The sequence below is a fragment of the Bradyrhizobium arachidis genome (genome assembly GCF_024758505.1).
GTDB lineage: Bacteria > Pseudomonadota > Alphaproteobacteria > Rhizobiales > Xanthobacteraceae > Bradyrhizobium > Bradyrhizobium manausense_C.
In genome coordinates this window covers 1,517,161-1,539,265 of sequence record NZ_CP077970.1, presented here as the reverse complement: position 1 = coordinate 1,539,265, position 22,105 = coordinate 1,517,161, and the positions used below count along the sequence as shown (strand labels likewise).

Genomic DNA, 22,105 nt, shown 5'->3' with positions numbered 1-22,105 from the left:
AAACCTGCAAACGATGTAATCGAGCCGCCTCGATCTCCCTGATCTGCTCTCTGACGAGGCGAAGGCGGGCCGTCCCGGCGCATCTCGGCGATAGTGTTGGGTGGGAGAAGCACTCCTGCCGGCGTGCGCAGCGTCTCGAGCTGCTTTGACGCATGACGCAGCGTCGGCTTGAAATTGCGAATACCCAGGCGAACGAGACATGCCTTCATTCGATTGATAATGCTGGTCTGATGGCTGACAAGGTTCTCACGCTCGCGGTTCGGATGTCGGGCGTCCTCTTCATCGAGACTTGGGATTGCCGCCATTTGGCAATGGTCCGGCTCTCCGCGTAGCTAACCGAGAAGAGCGCGCTTCAAATGCTCGGTGTCGAGACGATCGGTTTTAGCCCGCCGGTGCTCGCGGGGGACGGCGACGCTTGTTGAGTGGATAACGAAGGCCTCGACGCCACGAGCCCGCAGCCACCGCGCCAGCCAAAAACCATCGCGACCGGCCTCAAAGCCGACTGCTATACGTGTGATCGCGTGCCCAACGTTTGCGGCCTCCTCGCGCCAGTGATGTAGCAACCGGAGCAGCGCGTCTTCGTCGGCGCCAAGCTTCTTCAACGGATGACGATCCAATCCGGGGACGATTCCAGCGACGAGCCAGCTTGAGAGGCTCATCTCAATGACCGCGATCAGCGTACTGTTCTGTTCCAGGACCGTGGAAGACCTGCCGAGATCGTTCGCATTTTGCATGGGGGTGCTCCATTGCTCATGACCAGCCTCAATACTCTCACGGCTTTGCCGGTCACCCCATAGTATCTTCCGCCGCGTCCTCTCCTGGCTCGGAGAACTCTTGGCCCTGCTCCTGGGGCTGCTACGGCGAACCCTCGCCTGTCCACCCCAACTCAATCCGATTTCTTAACGGGCGACTATTTCCTTATCGACGTCGCCGAGCTCCAGGCCGCTGAAGGCAAGCTCAACTGAAATGGACCCGCGGAGCGGGACCGCTTGAACCGGTTTGTTAGTTGGAAACTGACCGCTCCTGATCCCTTTCTATCACGCTGCCAGAGACTCTGTCTGCTGCAGTTGCTGTGGGCATGTGGTCAACGCGTCAGCGTTGTCCACCATGTCCACAGCCTTCGCCGCCTGCATCCGTTCGCGCCAGACCGCCATCGGCGTGCGATAGTCATGCGCCTGATGAAGGCGACGATCGTTGTAGAAGGCGATCCAGCTCGCGACCCCTGCCTTGACCTCGCGGCCGTCGGCATAGCCCTTGAGATAGATGTCCTCATGCTTGAGCGACCGCCACAACCGCTCGATGAAGACGTTATCCATCCAACGACCGCGGCCATCCATGGAGATCTTGATCCCTGCGCCCGCCAACGCGCCGGTGAAGGCCGCACTGGTGAACTGGCTGCTTGGTCGGTGTTGTCGCGACGATGCTTCGCATCGCGCTGAAATCTCCGGCGTGCCGTACTTCGCCAGCGCCTCTTCCAGAGCCGCCACGCAGAACGAGACGTCCATCGTGTTCGACAACCGCCACGCCAGAACCGCACGGCTCGCCCAGTCGATGATGGCGACGAGATAAAGAAAGCCGCGGCCGATGGGCAGATACGTGATGTCGGCCGCCCATACCTGGTTTGGCCGGTCGATCGTCAAGTTGCGCAACAGATAGGGATAGATCTTGTGGCCGGCGCTGGCCTCGTCGTGTTCGGCCTTGGTCCCAGCGCCGCGATGCCCATCTTGCGCATCAACCGCTGCACGCGCTTGCGATTGACCTGAAGCCCCTCAGCCTTCAGCATCGCGGTCATTCGCCGCGAGCCCAGGAACGGCCAGGCGGTGAACAGCTCGTCGATCCGCCGCATCAGGGCAAGGTCGTTGTCGTTGGCCGGCCGTGGCGGCCGGTAGACCCCAGAGCGCGCGATGCCAAGCAACATGCATTGCCGGCGGATCGACAGCGCCATGTCGGCGCGATCGGGCATTCCTCGACAGTCCGGCACGCTCATCTTCCGGACCTCCGCGCTAAAAAATCGCGATCGACTGTCAGTTGTCCAATCTTGGCGTGCAGCTTCTCGATCTCGCGTTCGCGAGCCTCCTCACTCTCCCGCCCGACACCCGCGTCAAAGGCCCGCGCCGCCTGTTCCAGCAGTTGCTTGTTCCAGGCATAGATCTGGTTCGGGTGAATCTCATAGCGCTGGGCCAGATCGGCCACCGTCGCCCGCTCCCGCACCGCTTCCAGCGCGATCTTTGCCTTCAGTGCCGCGTCGATCTTGCGTCTCGTCTTCGTCGTCATCATGCGCTGTGTCTATCAAACGGAGCGGCCCCTTCCAACTAAGCACGTGGTCCCAAAATCGGGTCCATTTCACTACCTCTAGTCGCGATCTTACAAAGTCCTCACGCTTCTCACCGACAATGGGATCCAGTCTACTTTCCCGCCGCTACGCGGACGGCCCGACGGCAAGCTACGCGACGCATATGTTCGATATGCGCTGCCAAGAGAACGGGATCGAACATCGGCTGACCAGGACCACCCTGGACCGACGGCCAGATCGAGCGCATGAACCGAACGATCAAAGGAAGGGACTATTTGTACTGCGTCATGGGTTTCTTCGCGTGCGTGAAGCGGCAATGGCCCCGCAGCAAGGACATCGCGGCAAGATTTTGATGAGATCGTGGATCAGCCGCATGTGCACGGTTGCGATCGAGTTCGGGACATGGCGTTCAGGCCGCGTGGGCGGAGCCTCTGGGTCGATAATTGTCGGGTAAGGGAGGTACCTGGAGCGGCGCGGAGGAACGAGGTCCTGAGGGGGGAATCGTCGCCTGCTCGGCGATCAGGAAGCCGTAGGCTGCGATGCACAGAGTTGCGTGGTGATGGAAGCCGCGCCATCCGCGCCCCTCGTAGTGACCAAGCCCGACCTCCTGCTTGAGCTCCTGATAGTCACGCTCGATGCGCCAGCGCAGCTTGGCCAGATCGACGAGCCGCTCGAAGCTAATGGTCTCCGGCAGCGTGGAGAGCCAGTATTTGGTCGGCTCTGCTTCGCCCTCCGGCCATTCGATCAATAGCCACTCAGGTGACAGCTTCTCGGGGATCAGTTTGTTGTACCCGACGCGGACACGCACACGCGCGAAGCGCGAGGACAGCTTTTCGGCCGAGCCTTCGCGCCATGTCACCGTGCGCCAAGCCTGCTTCGGTAGACCGAGCGCCACTTTTTTGGCCGAGACCAGGTCGGGCTCGTCGCGGCGGCCGGTGTTGTTCATCGGTTTGTCCATCCGCCGTGGGCTGTGGCCTGGGGCCCACATCAAGATGGTCGGCACGATGCCGACCACGTAAGGCACGCCCAATTCCGTCATGCCTGCACGCAGCCGCGCGTCCCTGCCGTAGGCCGCATCCATCAACGCGACGCCGCGCGGCAGGCCGCTCTCGCAGGCCCAGCGGATCTGCTCCCGCGCGATCTGCGGCTTGGTCTTGAACTTGATGTCCTTCGGCACGCCGGCCTTGCTCCGGCGCTTACGATCCTTGGTCCAGTCCTGCGGCAGGTACAGCCGATAGGCGACCGGCAGGCTGGCCGCGTGATTGGCGATCGACAGCGACACCGCGACCTGGCAATTGGCCTGCTTGCCGAGCTGACCGCAATATTGGTGGTGCACGCCGACCGAATGCTTGCCATGCTTGGGGAATGACGTGTCGTCGATGATCCATGCCTCGATCGGCCCGCTCTTCTCGATCGCCGGCAACACCGTCTCGCGCACTGGGCCAGCACGTCCTCGTCCGACCAGGCGGCGTTGGCGACAAAATGCAGCAACGATTGGTGCTGCGCCGCCGTTCGCGCCGGAGCCGTCCGCGCCGCCATCGGCTCAACGCTCTTGCGCTCGCCCGGCAACATCAGGCCCGTGCAATAGTCGCGTAGCGGCCTCGTCCGCTCCGCGTGACCGATTACGCTTCCAAGCCCCGCTACATACTCCGCAAACCGTGCTTCGCTAGCTCCGCCCTGATCGAGATTCATCTGGCCCTCCGCGTGCCAAATCTTGAATCTCTACAATTACTTGATTCTTAGCCTCAACGGCCGCGACCGTCTGACTCAGTACGACTATCCCGCGCTACCATTGCGACCGACACGGATCAACTCGAGGCACACCTTCCCGACTTCATCACCGCCTACGACTACGCTCGGCGGCTGAAAGCCCTGGCGGGCTCACACCTTACGAATAGATCTGCAAATGCTGGACTTCCCGGCCAGAACAATTCAAGCTTGCCCTCCCTCCAGCAAATGCCGGGACTAAGCACCTAGGGTGGATCGCTTGTCCAACAATTGCAGCTGACGGCCGTTCGCCGATCTGGACACCAGCGGTGAGGACGGAGAAGCTCCTCAATCAGCGGCGCTGCGGCAATCAGCTGCGGCCGCTTTCCGCAAGCAAAGGCGGCAGGCGCCTGAGCCTAGGGGAGAGAGCTGCACCCACTCATCTAGGCCTCCTGACTTTAGCGGCGTTCTCGGTCCAGAGCGTCACATCTCCATCTAATCGAGGGGGGCATTCAGCTTGCCGAAATCGCCGACGCGCCTATGTGGTAGGATGCAGAGATCGCTCTGTATCGCGCAAGGCTACCAGCCTTAGTAGGTTCGTTGGTCACGTTTCTCGCGTAAGGACTCGCCAACCCTGAACCAACGATCAACGGCTTGGAAAGCATCGTGATGAGGCTGCCGCCACACCTTTCCCCAGGAACCGCACGTGCTCAGACGGCATCTCGCTGGATGTGATGCGTGCATATGGATTAGAGAATGAATATCGACGCTTTCTCGCTTCATGAGTCTAACGTTCGTCGCTATGGGCGATCGTTTCCCACAGTCTTTGCGAGGGCCCGTGGGGCGACGATCTGGGATGAGGCTGGTAAATCCTATATTGATTTCCTTGTGGGCTCGGGCGCACTTAACTATGGGCACAACAACCCGAAGATTCTTGCACCGGCAATTGATTATCTCAACGGCGGGAACATTCTTTTGTCGCTCGATATGTATACGGCGGCGAAACGTGAATTTATTGAAGTGTTTGTCGATGCAATCTTAAAACCCAGGAGACTTTCGTACAAAATACAGTTTCCTGGGCCGACCGGCACAAACGCTAATGAAGCGGCGCTTGCGTTAGCTCGAAAATACACCGGCCGTTCGAGCGTTATGGCTTTTACAAATTCGTTCCACGGCATGTCGCTCGGCTCCTTGGCCGTATCGGGTTCAGCCTCAACCAGAGAGCTCGGTGGCGTATCTCGGCACGATGTGATCCGTATTCCATACGACGGCTATGCCAACGGTTCCTTCGACTCGGCGAGTTACATCGACTACGTCCTAGGCGACCCGGGGAGCGGCATAGAAAAGCCCGCAGCAATCATTCTGGAGACCGTCCAGGCAGAAGGCGGCATGAACACTGCATCCGCACTTTGGCTGACAGAAGTTCAGCGCATCTGCCGCGACCACGGCGTTGTTTTCATCATCGACGACATTCAAGCAGGCGCGGGACGAACGGGCGATTTTTTCTCGTTCGAGTTCGCGAAGATCGACCCGGACATCGTCTGTCTTTCCAAGTCCCTAAGCGGTTTAGGCAATCCGCTCTCCATTGTTTTGATTCGCCCCGAAATAGACGTATGGAATCCCGGAGAACATAGCGGGACTTTCAGAGGCAACAATCTTGCTTTCGTGACTGCAGGCGCCATGTGCAAAATGTGGTCCGACAAGAACTTTACTGCTGGCGTCGAGCGGACAGCTGTCAAACTGCAAAGGCGACTTGACGATCTCGTCGCGAAGTTTCCCAGGTCCATCGAAGAAAAGCGCGGCCGCGGTCTGATGGCTGGCCTCAAGTGCCGTTCACAGGCTATCGTCGGCCACGTACACGATGTCGCATTCGAAAACGGCCTGCTGATCGAATCTTCAGGGCCAAATCGCGACGTAATCAAAGTTCTCCCGCCGATAGCAATCACGGATGACGAACTGGATCGCGGGTTCGCCATCCTCGACCAAGCACTACAGGAGTAAGCTAATGGTGACAGCCCAGTTACCTCAAACGCCGGCTATCTCGCCCATTGCCATCAGAGAACGAGGCGGTTCAATCAGCACTGCGGAGATCTTATCAGTCTTAAGAGGTGAGATTACCGGCCTGCATATTAAGCAAGCGTTCGGTATCGCGCTAGCTGAGGAGATCGCCGCGAACTTTAGTCATAATCCCGGTCTCAAGGAACGCAAAGATGGCGTTCCTGGACAATATATCGGCGCATCTCACTACAGAAAGGATGCTGCTACGTATTTCGGCGACTCGGAAAAAGCGCGGCCGTTCGTCCGCGCACTTTTTGCCGATTTGGTTGATCCGGTCCGCGGATTATTTGATGCGTTGAAAGGTGAGCTGCAAAACCAGGGAATTGAATTGCGGCTAGCCCGGTCAGAGCACGGTCAGGCCAATATTTGCCGCGCTTTCTGTTGGTCGGGCGCGGGCATGTACGCTTTGGAGCCTCACGACGACGTCGCTCAAGTCCTATGTGCCGAGGACAATTACGAAATCGCGGCGGTGGCAAATAACACGGTCGTAGCACTCAATCTTTATCTCAGCATGCCCGAGAAAGGTGGTGAACTGCGTATCTGGAGTCACAAGCCGACAGTCACCGACCGGAAGTCGCAAGATGTGGAGACCACCGGGTATCCTTATTCGGCAGCTTATCTCAAGGGCATTCCTTATCGCGACTTGGTGCTGAAGGCCGGGGATATTGCTTTGATTGATGGCGGCTTCATTCACGGGGTCACTCGAGAATCCGGGAACGGAAGGCGTCTTCTGCTGAACTGCTTCTTCGGGTTTGCTCGGCCGGATCTGGTTCTTTGGTGGACCTAATCCGGAAATGGCAGAGACGGATGGGTTCCGCGGAAGTGTGAGGCGTCAATATACCTCGTAATAGATGCCCATCCTGTGACAGCCCCTCGCGCTGATCAGAATGAGTGGATCATTGTCATAGTGGCGCGCCCGCGGGCTGCGGGCGCCACCATTGCGCTAAGGGACGGGCTATAGGTGATGGCGGCGGCACGCCCGATCGACTTCGCAAATCGGCGCACGCTGTCTCTGCGATCACGAGCGAGGGCATTGCGAGCGAAGACTGGCCTTCGAGCGCGACACAGGTCGGTCGATGCTTGGATGCCCGTGCCACGAGCGCCCGTGGCCCGTGCTATTGCGCGAAGAACGGTCAGCCCGGCATCGATCGCGAAGTGGCGGTACGGATCACGAGCACCGTGCACAATCGCAAACCGACGTGCGAGCACTCAGGTCGACATCGCTGGCTTGCTGATTGTGGGGCGTGTGAGAACTTCCGCACATTCGAGCTGACACGGATCCGCCAGCTGTGGCCTGGGGAAGAGCGATTCCGTAAGCTCTTCAAGCGCACGATCGAGTCCTGTCTAAGGGGCCAAGATCGCTACAGCCGAGGTCCATGCGTCGCAGTCTGAGCGACCGTCGAGAACACTCGGCTTCTCACCCCTGCCGATCGTACGCATCACGTCATTTCCGGTCCGACAATCACAAAACGTCAAGGGCCCGCTGCAGCGACTCGCTGCCCACGTCACGGTCAACCCAGCCGCAACGGCCGCAAAGTTCGATCTCGATCATTTCGACTCCTGCGCGCGCTGCCCAGGAGGACGACGGCGGCTGCGCCGCGAGACACTAGTGCCGAAGTGATCGACAGGAACCAGAGCCGGTACGGCCTCGCCGCCCAGGCAACCTTGGGCGCCTTTCGAGACCAAGTGAATAGCGGGCTCTGAGGCTATCCATGCCCGCGCGCGATATGGACTGTTCAACCGGAACGATGGCGTTTAGATGCCTGCCCGGCGAGCATCTAATTTTGTTGCACTTACGACATTCAATATTGAGAATGAATGGCATATGGCTTGCTTCGCTGATGTTCACGGGAAGCAAAGCTGCGAGGACAGTATGATCGGAATTGGAAGTAAGTTGCCGGCGTTCGAATCACCGGCGTGAAGCTCGGCTTTCATATTCAGGGGGAAAAAGGGCAGAGCGCGTTCGAGATGCTGACCGAAAAGAGCTTCCCTGGGAAATGGAAAATCTTCTTCTTTTATCCCAAAGATTTCACCTTCGTTTGCCCGACCGAGATCGCCGAGTTTGCCCGGCTGTACCAGGATTTCGCTGATCGTGATGCGGTCGTGCTGGGTGGTTCGACGACAACGAGTTCTGCAAGCTCGCCTGGCGACGCGTGCACAAGGATCTACATAATCTGCCTATCTGGCAGTTCGCCGACCCCAAGGGGACACTGGTCGATGGACTCGGCGTGCGCGCGCCCGAGGGCTTCATCTATCGCTACACCTTCGTCGTCGCCCCGACAACAGCATCCAGCACGTCTATGCGACCAATCTCAATGTCGGTCGTAACCCGAAGGACACCCTGCGCGTGCTAGATGCGTTGCAGACCCACGAGCTCTGCCCCTGTAATCGCCAGGTGGGGGGCGAAACGCTGAAGATCGGCTGAGGCACCAGATCGATCGGACAATCCAAAAGCAAGGTTCCAGATTTCGCCAAGGACGTCAGACTGAGCCTGGCATCGTAGTATCTGATGAGCTGCTGTTATCACCCGGCAAATACGGGCAGTTGTTGGCTCCGCAAGCGCGACCGGCAAGCCCGTGGTAATCGCCCCAATGGGAATTCGCCGCGGCTATCGTGATGGCAGCGACGGCGGCACCGGTGGCAAATCCGCTGCTTGCGTGATGGCGGTGAACAACGTCTGCTACTTGTTCGTTCGTCTCGCCTCAAGTCCGAATACACCGGTCCTCCGCGGCAAATCATGAATGTGACTGGCTGATTCGGCGCAGACAGGGTCGATTTGGAGCTTTGGTCGCTGGCGGCCTCCGCCATCAACAGCTGCGGCGCCTGGATGGACGCCCGCGAGGAAGGCCGCTGCAGGAAGCCGACATTGGCTCACCCGCGATCCAGACAGCGGTGCGCTTTGCAGCAATCGTGCAGTCGGTTGCGGTTGCGATCGAAGCTGGCCGGGGACGGCCGAGTCCCGCGGCGGAGTACCTCTCTCGCGCCCTGGCTGCTCGTGGCCAACAGCGGGTCCGGAGGAGCAACACGAATGAAAACCAACGGCTAGGGCCGATCGACATTCAGGATTCCCAATCGGTTTGATCGCTGATTCATAGAGCTCCGTGATTCGACATGGAGCGGATGATGGCGGCGAAGCGATACGAGTTGAACGAGACGCAATGGGTGAAGATTTCGCCATTGCTGCGGGGCAAAGCTGGCGATCCGGGACGGTCAGCTGCGGATAACCGTCTGTTCGTGAACGGATGTTTGTGGGTGTTACGGTCGGGCGCGCACTGGTGCGACCTGCCGGAGCGGTACGGCAAGTGGAAGACCGTGCACCAGCGCTTCAGCCGCTGGTGCCATGCCGGCGTCTGGGAGCGGGTGTTCGCCGCTCTGACCGCCGATCGCAAGAACCAGTATCTGATGATCGATAGCACCATTGTTCGCGCCCACCAGCAGGCCACAAGCGGAAAAGGGGGGCCAAAGATCAGGCGCTGGGGCGCTCCCGAGGCGGACTGACCACCAAGATCCACATGCTGGCCGATGCACTTGGCCGTCCGCTCCGCTTCATCGTCACGGCCGGACAGGTTGGCGACATCACCCAGGCCCCCGCGCTGCTCGACGGGCAATGCGGCGATGCGGTGCTCGCCGACAAAGCCTATGACAGCAACGCCCTGCGCGCGATCATCGCCGGGATCGGCGCGACGGCGGTGATCCCGTCAAACCGCACCCGCAGGATCATCATTCCGCACGACGCCGACGCCTACAAGCAGCGCAACCGCATCGAGCGTTGCTTCTACCGGCTTAAACACTTCCGGCGCTTCGCTACCCGCTGTGACAGGCGAACCGCGAACTTTACCGGCTTCATCCATCTCGCAGCTGCCATGATCTGGATGCAATGAATGTCGATCGGTCCTAGGCTTCGCAAAAGAAATGAGGCAGAAAACAGCTATCCTAGCCCAACGAAAGCACTGGCAATCGGCTCTGTTTTCAAGAGGTTTCGAAGCTGGAATAGGCGAGCGGTAGAACTTTCTTGGGCGGCGGCGCCTCGCTCCCGCTCGCGTGTATAGCAACAGCGTATTCGGCCTGCAACGCCCCCGAGTCGGAGAGGGATATCCAAGAATTAGACGCCGATCGGAGCCAACTTGAAACCGATGGGCAAAAACAGCAGAGAGGGATCTGAACTTCGTACCATAATGATAGCCGTAACGAACTCTCAGTGCTTGCGAAAGGTCTTATTCGGTGTTGACATCTCCATATCAACGACGCGCATCGAATGCACGTTGGTCTTCGTAAATGCAACCGCGAGTCTCAAAGCGGCCCTATGCTCGGTGTGAATCTGCCGGATTCAAGCTCTCTGGCGACCATCTAACGGCCTCGCTAAGAGAGCGCCGTATTGATAAGTGCCAACAAGCGTGCGTGGGTAACGCACGTGCAAGATCGTCGCCATGAACACCTCGCAAAGTTGAGACGATAACCGATATCGTATATGGAGCTTTCAACGACACTCTGTGGTCAGCCTTGTGGAGCCGCATGCCAAGCCCCAAACCCCCGGCAGGTCGGCTATGATCTTCGTAGAGGCCAGGGACGAACCTGTCGAGGTGTCTCCGCGCGCTGCCACTACATCATGATGTGTCTGATCGGGCTCGCCATATTCACTCTCCTTCACGATTGGGTCCATCCTGTCCCGCAGCTTCACGTGATAGCGGAGATGAAATAGCGAGATTAGTAGAAGCATTCCGTCGACAGTATGCAGGCAACCGGCTCTCTCGCGCACCCTAGCACCTTCTACGAGCATCGCCGTTCGCGGCCTCTGCTGGAGCAACCACTCTCATCAGCGAGACTGAGGCGAACTCGATTAAAATAACAAAATGAGACCATTAACCACCAGCGATGAGGACCGAGAGCGAGCGGAGCATTCGCACGCGCTAGTTCGCTCAAACGGGGACGGCCGCCGAACGCCTCTAGGGAGCACTTCTTCTGGGTATGCGATGGACGGTTGGCAAGGGAGCTGCCACTGATACGTAACAATGAAGCTCAACGCCGAAATTCAACTAATTCTGCGCAACAACGCAGGATTGCAAACCACCGCCATTGGAATAACGGCAAAACAACTATAATACTAGAACCTGAAACGACGCGCGAAACTATAACCCACCATCGTTGTCTCCGGCAGAACGGCAATTATGCGCCGATACTGCGCTGGAATAAGAACGAAGAGATTGTAAGACGATAGTTGACCCCGCCCGCTTGACTTTCACACGAATGAGCTCCTGCTCACCGGGATGGCCCCTTCGAGCACGCATCTATTCAGGACTATTCCGCACTTTCTTGGTCCCGCAAAGCGGTTATCGTCGCGCATGAGCATGCATCGCATATTTCAAAGATACATTGATCTCCTCTCGAGCGCTGAATATGCGGATGGCTTTGCAGAGGCGATGACGATCACCGCGAGCGAGCTTGATCTGCCTTGCTTTGCATATCTAGCCATGCCGCGGCGGGCTGGCAAAAAGCCATTGGTCATATCAACGTATCCGTACAAATGGGTCGCGCATTATGTGGGCAGCCACTACGAACGTCTGGATCCGATTATCACGCGCGCGTTGGAGAACACCGAACCGTTCCGATGGGGCTTGGATTTGTCTGCCACGTCGATCTCCCCAGAGCAACGACAGTTTCTTGCTGAAGCCAGCGAATTTGGAATTCGGCTAGGTTTTACCCTCCCAATTCATGATGAAGACGGCTCGGTTGCTGCTCTGACCTTTGCAACTGACCAAAGGCGACCACAATTCGAGAAGTGCATCGATCTGAATGCCTCTGTTCTTCAGCTGATAGCGAGATGCTTCCATTCGCAAGTGCGCCGCAAGCTCTTGCGTCAACTGACGATCGACGGAATCGTACTGTCTCCCCGCGAAGTCGAATGTTTGGATTGGGCCGCAAAGGGCAAAAGCGTTTGGGAAATTGGACTGATCCTCGGCATATCCCACAACACCGTGGCTCATTACTTAAGGAGTGCGAGAGACAAGCTGGGAGTTCGTAAAGTCGTTCAGGCCGTCGCCCGATTGGCCGCTGCCAAACGAGATGGGCAAGATTAAGACTCTGATCCCGCATAGTTATAGGGGATGATGTTGACGCGCAGCTCCTCCAGAATCTCCTCTCCTTTGGGAGGGGACCATGATTCAGCTTATTACGGAGTCATCGTACAGCGCGTTTTCCTGCACGTTAGCATCCATGTATAAGTTACGCTACCGCGTTTTTAAGCAACGATTGGAGTGGAGCGTTCAGACCTGCGGCGACATGGAAATGGACGATTTCGATGCGCTGCATCCGGCCTATCTCATCCAAGCCTCTCTTGAGGGTCATGTGGAAGGTTCGGTTCGTCTTTTGCCGACCATGGGACCGACAATGGTGCGCGATACGTTTCCAATGGTTCTTGGGGGGCTTCCTGCTCCGGCGGACCCGTTGGTCTGGGAGAGTAGCCGGTTCGCAGTTGATGCTTCTCCCCATGCTCCGAAGGGCGAACACGGGCTGGCCAAGTCGACTTATGAGCTTTTCGCGGGGATGATCGAATTCGGGTTGTCGAGACGCCTTAAGAACATCGTCACGGTTACCGACGTTCGGATGGAGAGAATATTGAAACGCGCAGGCTGGCCGCTCTGCCGTATCGCCGCTCCCTGCAATATCGGAGACACCCTCGCTGTGGCAGGACACCTGGAAATCTCCGTGGGAGCTCTTCAAAGGGTACGCGCTGCTGGCGGTCTCGATGGGCTGGTTCTCTGGACACCAGTCTTGTTGGAGACTGCCTGAATACCCCACTTCCGCCGCCCGACTGAACTCGCCGAGTCGTATTTCCCACGCCGAGCTTGAACGAGCGGAGTCCTCGCGACTCGCGCGCGCAGATCTGCGTTTCAAGAAATCGTACACCGCGCATGGGCATCCCGGGAAGACGGAGAAGCGCACAGGTCCGCATGATCGGCAGCAAGCCACAATCGCAAGCAGAAACACGACGATGTTTACCCAATCTAGCGCCCACGCGCACCAACAAATACCAAGAAACGAAGGCGCAAGGAAAGCCATTCGTCCTCCTGGCCACGGCTAGCCGGCCGGTGACGCTTTCATTTTTAGAGCAATCTCATTTGTTCGATTTTTGATTTCCACGGTGCTGCAATGGTGCGACACACAAGCTTCGCCGATCTAAGGGCCGGAATTCGGCGCCTCAATTTGGACCTCGGTCAACTTCAGCTAGCACTTGCGGCAGCCGAATATGGGAGCTTTCGCCGAGCTGCCGAGAGGTTTTCCATTACGCAATCAACGCTCAGTCGTTCCATTCAGCTCCTGGAACATTCACTCGGAATAAACATTTTCGAGCGATCGCATGCCGGGGTTACAGCCACACCAGCTGGACTTGATTTTCTTCGAATAGCGCGCTCAATTCTCGAGCAGATGGATACGCTCGTCGCGAGGACAAAGCCTACCGACCGTGGCGAATGCGGCCGCTTTGTCATCGGCTTCTCCACGTCGCTTACCGCTGGTCATCTCCGTGCGACGCTGCTCGAATACAGTGCTCGATTTCCGCAAGTTAAACTTGGAATCGTCGAACGATCTCGGTCCCGATTAGCAACCGCGCTCCGCAATGGCATGGTTGACCTCTATGTTGCAGCAGGAGATTCATTCGATATCAGCAGCGCAAGCACTCCCCTCTGGAGCGAGCGGGTCTTTGCTGCTCTTCCTCACGATCATCCCCTGGCTCGGCAGGATGCTATCTCATGGACCGATTTGCGTAGCCAAATCGTTTTGATGAGCCAATACGATTGGGGTCGCGATGTCGAAGCGTTGCTAAATGCAAAACTCATCATCTCGACGGAGGGCCCGCGGATCGAGCATCGCGACGTCAGTCGCGCAGAAATCCAGAATCTCGTCAGTATGGGCCTCGGCATCACCCTCGTGCTGGAATCCGACGTGGGCGCTAATTCTTCTTGCCTGGCCTACCGGGAATTGCGGGACGGCATGGGACCAAGCCGCGTCGGCTTTTCTGCGGTGTGGCGCGATGACAAAAATCCGGCTCTGACCAATTTCCTCAAGGTGTTGGCCGAGCGCTACCCTTCGTCATCTTTGGCGTGACGCCGCTTTCGCGCTTTGGCAAAGGCCCGGTCCGTTGCCATGAAGCGCGCCACCATCGGCGCGATCAGTTTGTTCGGATCGCTGATCTTCTGGCCAGTTTCACGGGAGAGGATTTCAGCGTACGAAATCAGATCGCGATGCACAGCAGCAGGCAAGTCGATGGCGATCCGAACAGGCTTGTCATCTGCAATCGCACCAATCTTCAGTTTGGTCATTTCATCCTCTATATGGTTCGAGCACGAGATCGCGGTTGACAATGACCCGCACCGGAAACCCCGGCCGGATGGTCAATGTTGGCTGAATGTTGAGGTTGCGCCGAACCACCTGTTGTCCGGCCTGATTAAGGGAGTCCCCGGCTCCGCGTCGCAGCGCCGCAATGATGTCACTGTTGGAGCTATTGGCGTCTGCCCCGGAGTTGACCTCAGTCCCAACTGCGAGCAAAGTCGATAGCACCGCGGCTCCCAATAGCTCCTTCCAATGGTTGTCGACCTCATCCTCAAGGCCGGCGTAACCAGCCACATCTGCGCCAGGCTGACGTTCGAGCACGATGGAACGACCATTGGGCATGATCAGACGCGTCCAGACGAGGAGCACGCGTGACTGTCCGAATGCGACCTGGCTATCGTAGATCCCGATCAGTCGCGCGCCTTGGGGGATTAGCTGAGCCCTCCCGGTCGGAGTATCGTAGACGCTTTCGGTCACTTGCGCCGTGATCTGGCCGGGCAGATCAGAGCGGATTCCGGTAATGAGAGCAGCCGGAATGACTGATCCTGCCTGGACCACGAAAGGCGATGCTGGTTTGACCAGACGATCGGGGCTTGTGGTGCGCCGATCTACAGCCGCATTGACGAACGCAAGCTTGCGATCCTGCCCATTCTGCGCAAATCCTTTATCGGAAGACGTCGTCGGCTTCGCAGGCGTCTCACTGGATGGTGTTGTAGCTGCCAATGCGCGGACGTTAGTCGTGGCGAACACTTTGCTGGTGCGCGCCGCCTCAGTTTCCTGATTGACGCGCTGCTGTTCAGCGTCGGCTGCGAGCGAGCCGGATTGCGTTTGGGCTTGGGCTGCGAGGATTGGTCGCCCCAGATCGCCGGGCAAAGGTGGTCCGAGCCGTGGCACGTCGTGGGGTATTCCGGCATAATCCTTGGGCAGGGTCGAAAGTTGATCCGCAATGGTGTGGTGGTCAGTCGAATAGAGTTCTTCAGACGTCGGGTTACGCTTTTCAGGTCTCTGCAGCGCCCACAAGACTGCAACGGAGACAACGGCCAGAACTAGACCAGTGCCAGCAAGTAGCGCCTTTCGGGAAAGGCGAATCACACGCGGCCGTTCGGGGCGCAGCCGCAAGGACTGGGTGATGTCCACGGGTGCATCTGCTCGGCCCGCCTGGCGCCCCGCGGGATCTCCGCTCATATTGCTCACAGCGACCTCCCGTCGACTCTTGCGATGCGCACTTTCTGCTGCCCTTCACCGCCGAGCCGCAATTCGGCGGCCGCAAACAGCCGATCAACGATGAGGACATTACCGTAGACGCGGTAGTTGACGATCTCGGTCTTGCCGTCAGGTCCAATGACAAACAACGGCGGCATCTCGCCCTGCGTGATCCCTGGCGAGAATTCGATGTAGACCTTGCGCCCGTCGTCATAGGCGCCAATCGGGCGCCAGGGCGGGCTGTCTCCCCCAATCGAATAACGATAGCGGCGCTCGGCCGGATCCGGAATGTACGGCGTGGCAGGCACCGTTTGACCAGGAGCGGTTCGAGGTTTGGGATAAAACCAGGCAACCGAAGGCATGTAGGGCTTTTCTCGAGAGCGGAGCTCAATCAGATAGGTCCGGCGGTCGGTGTTAACGACGAGGTTGGTCGTAATCGCAGGACGCGTTGGCTTGACCATGATGTGGACGCGGCGCGCATCACTGCTGCCGCTCTCGGTATCACCCACCACCCAGCGTACGGTGTCGCCGGCGGCGACGGGACCTGAACCGATCAGCTGCTCCCCCGGCTCAAGGGCGATATCGGTGATCTGTCCCGGCGCCGCGTAGATCTGGTAAAGCGCGCCGGGGCTATAGGGAAACACCTGCACCGCATTAAAATAACCCGCCTTACGAGGCTCAACGCGCGCAGCGTCATTGGCGCTCTCGATCCGCTCGACGGGCTCCTTGGCCTCAAGCTTCTTACCGCCGCGCCCCGGCGTCCAGGCGGGTGGAACGTGGAGCGGTTTTGGTCGGTCATCGGCCAATGCCGGCAGATCGGGAGAGGGCGGAATCTCCTCGTCATAGCTGATCTGCGGCGGCTTGAAGGTGGTGCAGCCACCAAGCATACATAGACTGATCAGGAGCGCGGACACGGCGCTTTGCCGGAATCTCTGGAGGTTCGGCACGAGAATTTGAGGCATCACGATCCGAACTCCTTCGACCAGTTGATCGCGTTGACGTAAATGCCGAGCGGGTTCTTACGAAGCCGCTCGATGTCGCGGGGTGGTTCAACGATGATCGTGAGGATCGCGCTCCACCGCTCGGTGGCCGCTAACTGCCCGTTCTGGTAATGCCGCTCGGTCCAGGTTAAGCGGAAGCTGTCCACGGAGGCCCGAATGACGCTTGAGACCTCCACGGCAACTTGTGTTTTCCCGACTTTGGCGAAGGGATCGTTGTTGCGGGCATAGTCATTCAGCGCGCCAGCGCCACGGTCGGTGGTGAAGTCATACGCACGCAGCCAATCCTGGCGCAGCACGATGGCGTCCAGCGGAAGGCCGCGCACATGCTCGATAAAGCGCGCGAGATGGAAGGCGATCTGCGGATCCCTCGCCTCGTAGGCAGCATTTGCCGGTGCGATCGTTTTTGCCTCGCCCAGATGATCAACTTCGACGATCCAGGGCGTAATCGTTCCCTGCGCCGACTGCCAAACGAGGGCCCCCGCAAATCCCGCGCACAAGAACAGACAGCCAAAGGCCATTAAGCGCCAATTTTTGGCCTGCACACGCGCCGAGCCGATCCGGTCGTCCCACACCTGGGCTGCCCTTTGATAGGGGGTGACCGGTTCGGGCGTGCGGCCATAGTGGACAGCCGATCGTTTGAACATGCAGTGATCTCCTTGAAACTACACGTGCCGCCCTGAGTGCCGCCGGGCGCGGAAAGAATGAAGGACGCCTTCAACTGGCATCGTTATTCTTGCTCTTTGAGATCGACCGATGCGCCACCGCTTGCGTGATCGCCGGCACGAACCGCATTTGTCGCGGCTGTCGCGCCCTGGTGGATCGCTTGTGCGCGCTTTGCACGGCGCGCCCAGCTAGGCGCCTCCTGAGATGTCGCCCCTGAATCCTCTGGCGTACTCACACCACGAGCCGCGGCGCTCCCGCCGAGCCGAGCCGCGAGCGAGCGCAAAGGACTCGCCGCGGCTGAGGCGCCCGCATCACTGACACCGGAGAGGCCGCCTGCTCGGAATGCGTTAGAGGTTCCGCTCGCGATTGCCGAGGTCGCCCTTGCCGCAGTTCCGATTGCGCCGCTGGCAAGTCCAACTCCGCCTGCAGCAAGTCCGGCGCCAGCGGCAACCAATCCTCCCGCCGCAAGACCCGTGCCCGCGGCAGCTCCAGCACCAAGCTGCGGTCCGCCGGAAACGATGCCGTTGGCGATGCCGGGTCCGAAGATCCCGAGGCCCAGCAGCGACAATGCGGCAAGGACCAGGGCCATGGCGTCCTCCACCGTTGGCTGGTTGCCTCCAAAGCCGGCCGTGAACTGTGCAAACAGGGTCGATCCGATGCCGACGATGACCGCAAGCACCAGGACCTTGACTCCGGAAGAGATGACGTTGCCGAGGACCCGCTCAGCGGCAAAGGCCGTCTTTCCAAACAGCCCAAACGGGATCAGCACAAAGCCGGCAAGCGTCGTCAGCTTGAACTCGATCAAGGTGACGAACAGCTGGACTGCCAGGATGAAGAAGGCGAGCAGCACCACGATCCAGGCGAACAGCAGAACCGTGATCTGAACGAAGTTTTCGAAGAAGCTGACATAACCCATCAGGCCCGAGATCGATTCAAGGATCGGCCGCCCGGCATCGAGACCAACCTGAGCGATCTTTCCTGGCCTGAAAAAGTCCGCCGACGAAAGGCCGGTTCCGGACGCTTTCAGTCCAAGGCCAGCGAAGCTCTCGAACACGATCCGAGCCAAGCTATTCCAATTGCCGATGAGGTACGCGAAGACACCGACAAACATCGTTTTTTTGACAAGTCGAGCGATGATCTCCTCGTCAGCGCCCCAGGACCAGAACAGGCCGGCGAGCGTGATGTCGATCGCCGCTAATGTGGTTGCGACATATCCGACTTCGCCTCCAACCAGCCCGAATCCGGAGTCGATATAACGGGTAAAGGTCTCCAGGAATTGGTCGATGACGCCAGTACCGCCCATCGTTCACTCGTCATTGTTGGGAAGGGAGGGATAGCCGGAGGGCAGACGGCTCTCATCCTTGCCGCGCAGAGGCGATGATGCGTCTGGATTAGTTTCGCTAATACGACCCCCTAAGGATCCGCGGCCAGCACCGAAGAACTCACGGCGCTTCTCGTCCCAGAGCTTTCGGCACGCGAGCAGAGCATCTGTCTGCTCGTATTCGACAGTGCGGCATTGCTCGAGCTTTGAGGCGGTCGCCTCAGACGGTCCTTGCGCGATCGACGCTTCGGGCAGGCCCTGATCTTGATCGCCGCACAGCCGGATCGCGCAAGCCAAAACAACCAGGATGGCAAGCGTCGCCGCCAATAGTATCGGAATTCGTTCAAGTCTGTTTGTCGACATTAGTGGAACATCTGCACTGTTGTGGATTGGTAGCCTTGTCCCGGGTTGAGGAAACGCCTGAGCTGCTCCCTGCCCTGATCCTGGGCGGCCGCTCGTTCTGCCTGCTCCAAAGTCTGAGCACGCCCCTGCGCGGCAATCGCCGCAGTGAGATCCGCGAGCTGCTGGTTTTGAAGCGCAAGCAGCTGATTGCCGGCTTGGCTCGCCTGCAGCGCACCACTGGCGCCCTGGCTCATACTTACGAGGGCCGACATCTGGGTTCGGTTGGTGTCGAGATTGCCGACCACGGTCGCCTGCACGCGCATGGCATCCTGCAAGCCGGCAACAGCGTTCTGCCAGCGTGTTTGCGCATTCGCGATCAGCGCCTGGGCGGGCTGGCTCGAAGAAGCCGGTGCGTAGGTCGATGAGAATGCGCGATCGATCTGTTGGACATCATAGGCGATGCGTTGCGCCTGACTGAGCAACTGCTGGGTACGCTGGATCGACTGCTCAAGCTGCTGCAATGAAGAATATGGCAGGCTCGCCAGATTTTTGGCCTGGTTGACCAGCATTTGCGCCTGGTTTTGCAGCGATGTGATCTGGTTGTTGATCTGCTGCAATTCGCGGGCTGCCGTCAGCACATTTTGCGCGTAGTTGTTGGGATCGAACACGATCCATTGTGCCAAGGCCTCTCGTGGCACCTGGATAATGGCAGCGGCAATCAAACCCGCTGCTAGGAGCTTAGTTAAATGTCGCATTAGAGACTCCTGTTTTTGCAAGTTGCGGAATGAGGTCGCAGGCCCAGGCGAGCTCGCGCGCCTTGAGCCAGCCCACCACGAAATTCTCCCGGCCGTGCTCGGCTAGGACACGGTCGATCAGGGCCTGGTCTGCCTTCGAGGAGCTGGCTGTGAAAGCGAGCGCGACCTCGCCGAGGCCGAGCTCGAACAAGCGATTGCCGCGGCGGGACTGGCAGTAGTAGTCGCGCTTCGGTGTTGCGCGTGCCAGGATCTCGATCTGCCGGTCATTGAGGCCAAAGCGGCGATAAATCGCCGTGATCTGCGGTTCGATGGCGCGGTCGTTTGGCAACAGGATTCGGGTCGGACAGCTTTCGATGATCGCGGGCGCAATGGGCGAGCCGTCAATGTCCGCAAGCGACTGGGTCGCAAAGACAACCGAGGCGTTCTTCTTGCGAAGCGTCTTCAGCCATTCGCGGAGTTGTCCGGCAAAATGGGCGTCATCGAGGGCGAGCCAACCCTCATCAATAAGGAGAAGGGTCGGACGGCCGTCAAAACGGTCCTCGATCCGATGAAACAGATAGGAAAGGACGGCGGGAGCGACCGCGGTCCCGATCAGCCCATCAGTCTCGAACACCTGGACGGAGGAGCCGCCGAGGTGCTCGCCTTCCGCATCGAGCAAGCGATCATATGGACCGCCCAAACAATAAGGCTGCAGCGCCCGTTTCACCATATTGGACTGAAGAAGCACCGATAGCCCCGTCAGGGTGCGCTCAAGGGCAGGCGCCGAAGCCAGTGACGTGAGCGCAGACCAAATGTGCTCTCTGACCTCAGGCGTAACGTCGACCCGCTCGCGGGACAGAATCGAGGCAATCCAGTCGGCTGCCCAACCGCGTTCGGAGACTTCGTCGATCTTTGCGAGCGGTTGCAGCGCAACAAATTCGGTCGATTCTCCGGCGACCGCACCACCAAGGTCATGCCAGTCGCCGCCCATTGCGATGGCCGCGGCCCGGATCGAGGCGCCAAAGTCGAAGGCAAAGATCTGTGCCTCGCCGTAGCGGCGGAACTGCAGAGCCATCATCGCCAGGAGGACGGACTTGCCGGCGCCGGTTGGCCCTATAATAAGAGTGTGCCCGACGTCGCCGACATGCAGGGAAAACCGAAACGGCGTCGATCCCTCGGTCTTGCCAAAGAATAGAGGTGGCGCCTTGAAGTGATGGTCCCTCACCTCCCCTGCCCATACGGCCGATAGCGGGACCATATGAGCCAGATTAAGGGTCGAAATCGGCGGCTGGCGGACATTGGCGTAGACGTGTCCGGGCAGGCTGCCAAGCCAAGCCTCGACTGCATTGACGGTTTCGATCATGCAGGTGAAATCGCGGCCCTGGATCACCTTTTCGACCAGACGCAGCTTTTCGTCGGCGACGCGCGGATTGGTATCCCAGATGGCGACGATCGCGGTGACAAAGGCCTCGCCGATCTGATCCGAGCCTAGTTCCTGCAGGGCCGCATCGGCATCGATGGCCTTATTGTTCGCATCGGTATCAAGAAGAGCCGATGCTTCGTTGGTCATCACCTCTTTCAGAATCGCTGCGATCGACTTGCGCTTGGCAAACCACTGACGGCGGATTTTTGTGAGGAGCCTTGTCGCGTCGCCCTTGTCGAGCATGATGGCCCGGGTCGACCAGCGATATGGAAATGCCAAACGGTTCAAATCGTCCAGAATCCCAGGGGTCGTAGCGCTTGGAAATCCGACCACCGTCAGAACGCGGATGTGGGCTTGCCCCAGCATCGGCCCAAGCCCGCCGGTTAGCGGTTGATCGGCGAGCAAAGCGTCGAGATACATGGGAATCTCGGGCACCCGGACCCGATGCCGCTTCGTCGAGACGGTGGAATGCAGGTAAGTTAGGGTGGCCTCGTCATCGAGCCAGCCGCATTCCGGCATGAATCCTTCCATGAGCTGGAGAACGCGATTGGTGCGATCAAGAAATCCGCTCAGTATTTCCCGCGAATCTTCGCCAACCATCCGCTGGCCGCCCTCATACAGCAGCCGTTCTGCGATCGCGGCACTCTCAGCTGGCGGCAGGTAGAGGAAAGTCAGATAGTAGTTCGACTCGTAGTGAGCGCCCTCCTCTTCGAATTGGGCCTTTCGCTCGGCGTCGACCAGGGCCGAAGCCACGTCTGGAAAGGTGTTCGGAGGGTAGGCGCCTGCAGCATGACGCTGCGCCTCCACAAACACCGCCCAGCCGGATCCGAGACGGCGCAGCGCATTGTTCAACCTGCCGGCAACCGCGACAAGTTCGGCCGGCACGGCACTTTCGAGATCTGGTCCCCGGAATCTCGCCGTCCGCTGAAACGAGCCATCCTTATTGAGGACCACCCCCTCATCGACGAGCGCCGCCCAGGGCAGAAAGTCGGCAAGGCGCGTGTTTGAGCGCTGGTATTCAGCAAGATTCATCAT

15 protein-coding genes and 6 pseudogenes are annotated in these 22,105 nt (G+C 59.0%); 10 read left to right on the top strand and 11 right to left on the bottom strand.

What is annotated here, in order from left to right; all coding sequences use genetic code 11:
• Positions 1–332 precede the first annotated feature (332 nt).
• Together KUF59_RS06905 and KUF59_RS06900 are read right to left on the bottom strand one after the other, a co-directional pair.
• The gene (locus KUF59_RS06905) at positions 333–734 is read right to left on the bottom strand and encodes a hypothetical protein (RefSeq protein ID WP_258768985.1); all 402 of its coding nucleotides are present in this window, start codon (positions 732–734) and stop codon (positions 333–335) included.
• 303 nt (positions 735–1,037) lie between these two features.
• Positions 1,038–2,274, bottom strand: a pseudogene (locus tag KUF59_RS06900) (IS3 family transposase).
• A gap of 91 nt (positions 2,275–2,365) precedes the next feature.
• Between KUF59_RS06900 and KUF59_RS06895 the strand changes: the two are divergent.
• Positions 2,366–2,556, top strand: a pseudogene (locus KUF59_RS06895) (IS481 family transposase); the annotation flags it as partial.
• 146 nt (positions 2,557–2,702) lie between these two features.
• Here KUF59_RS06895 and KUF59_RS06890 read toward each other — a convergent pair.
• Positions 2,703–3,985 (bottom strand): annotated as a pseudogene (locus KUF59_RS06890) (IS701 family transposase).
• A gap of 83 nt (positions 3,986–4,068) precedes the next feature.
• Between KUF59_RS06890 and KUF59_RS06885 the strand changes: the two are divergent.
• The 9 genes and pseudogenes from KUF59_RS06885 to KUF59_RS06845 all read left to right on the top strand — a co-directional run.
• Positions 4,069–4,270, top strand: a pseudogene (locus KUF59_RS06885) (IS481 family transposase); the annotation flags it as partial.
• A 486-nt stretch (positions 4,271–4,756) separates the two neighbouring features.
• A complete protein-coding gene (gene ectB, locus KUF59_RS06880) occupies positions 4,757–6,001 on the top strand; it encodes a diaminobutyrate--2-oxoglutarate transaminase (protein WP_258768984.1) in 1,245 nt (414 codons plus the stop codon).
• Between the two features lie 4 nt (positions 6,002–6,005).
• Positions 6,006–6,845, top strand: a complete 840-nt coding sequence (locus KUF59_RS06875) for a 2OG-Fe(II)-dependent halogenase WelO5 family protein (RefSeq protein ID WP_258768979.1) — start codon at positions 6,006–6,008, stop codon at positions 6,843–6,845.
• Between the two features lie 1,086 nt (positions 6,846–7,931).
• Positions 7,932–8,483: pseudogene (locus KUF59_RS06870) on the top strand (peroxiredoxin).
• 12 nt (positions 8,484–8,495) lie between these two features.
• Positions 8,496–9,025 (top strand): annotated as a pseudogene (locus tag KUF59_RS06865) (alkyl hydroperoxide reductase); the annotation flags it as partial.
• A gap of 156 nt (positions 9,026–9,181) precedes the next feature.
• Positions 9,182–9,939 (top strand): IS5 family transposase gene (locus KUF59_RS06860; RefSeq protein ID WP_258769970.1). Its coding sequence is split into 2 segments (ribosomal slippage): positions 9,182–9,524 and positions 9,524–9,939, totalling 759 coding nucleotides; the frame shifts between segments, so codons are not numbered across the junction.
• A gap of 1,458 nt (positions 9,940–11,397) precedes the next feature.
• The gene (locus KUF59_RS06855; RefSeq protein WP_258768976.1) at positions 11,398–12,132 is read left to right on the top strand and encodes a LuxR family transcriptional regulator; all 735 of its coding nucleotides are present in this window, start codon (positions 11,398–11,400) and stop codon (positions 12,130–12,132) included.
• 79 nt (positions 12,133–12,211) lie between these two features.
• A complete protein-coding gene (locus KUF59_RS06850; RefSeq protein WP_258768975.1) occupies positions 12,212–12,844 on the top strand; it encodes an acyl-homoserine-lactone synthase in 633 nt (210 codons plus the stop codon).
• A 360-nt stretch (positions 12,845–13,204) separates the two neighbouring features.
• Positions 13,205–14,158 (top strand): LysR family transcriptional regulator, encoded by a 954-nt coding sequence (locus tag KUF59_RS06845; RefSeq protein ID WP_258768974.1) that lies wholly within the window; start codon positions 13,205–13,207, stop codon positions 14,156–14,158.
• Here KUF59_RS06845 and KUF59_RS06840 read toward each other — a convergent pair.
• The 8 genes from KUF59_RS06840 to trbE form a co-directional block, all read right to left on the bottom strand.
• Positions 14,134–14,373: a DUF2274 domain-containing protein gene (locus KUF59_RS06840; protein ID WP_258768973.1), complete on the bottom strand. Its 240-nt coding sequence runs from the start codon at positions 14,371–14,373 to the stop codon at positions 14,134–14,136. The two genes, KUF59_RS06845 and KUF59_RS06840, sit on opposite strands and share 25 nt — an antisense overlap.
• 1 nt (position 14,374) lies before the next feature.
• A complete protein-coding gene (locus tag KUF59_RS06835) occupies positions 14,375–15,568 on the bottom strand; it encodes a TraB/TrbI/VirB10 family type IV secretion system protein (RefSeq protein WP_258769969.1) in 1,194 nt (397 codons plus the stop codon).
• Positions 15,569–15,573: 5 nt separating this feature from the next.
• Complete coding sequence (trbG, locus tag KUF59_RS06830) at positions 15,574–16,548, bottom strand: P-type conjugative transfer protein TrbG (protein ID WP_258769968.1); 975 nt, start codon at positions 16,546–16,548, stop codon at positions 15,574–15,576.
• Positions 16,548–17,231, bottom strand: coding sequence for a conjugal transfer protein TrbF (gene trbF / locus KUF59_RS06825; protein ID WP_258768972.1), 684 nt, complete (start codon positions 17,229–17,231; stop codon positions 16,548–16,550). Before trbF ends, trbG begins: the two co-directional genes overlap by 1 nt.
• Before the next feature lie 83 nt (positions 17,232–17,314).
• Entirely contained in the window at positions 17,315–18,553 is a 1,239-nt protein-coding gene (gene trbL / locus KUF59_RS06820; RefSeq protein WP_258768971.1) for a P-type conjugative transfer protein TrbL, read from the bottom strand.
• A gap of 3 nt (positions 18,554–18,556) precedes the next feature.
• On the bottom strand, positions 18,557–18,934 hold the full coding sequence (gene trbK-alt / locus KUF59_RS06815; protein WP_258768970.1) for a putative entry exclusion protein TrbK-alt: 378 nt from the start codon (positions 18,932–18,934) through the stop codon (positions 18,557–18,559).
• Positions 18,934–19,668, bottom strand: a complete 735-nt coding sequence (trbJ, locus tag KUF59_RS06810; protein WP_258768969.1) for a P-type conjugative transfer protein TrbJ — start codon at positions 19,666–19,668, stop codon at positions 18,934–18,936. Before trbJ ends, trbK-alt begins: the two co-directional genes overlap by 1 nt.
• Positions 19,652–22,105: a conjugal transfer protein TrbE gene (gene trbE, locus KUF59_RS06805; protein WP_258769967.1), complete on the bottom strand. Its 2,454-nt coding sequence runs from the start codon at positions 22,103–22,105 to the stop codon at positions 19,652–19,654. Before trbE ends, trbJ begins: the two co-directional genes overlap by 17 nt.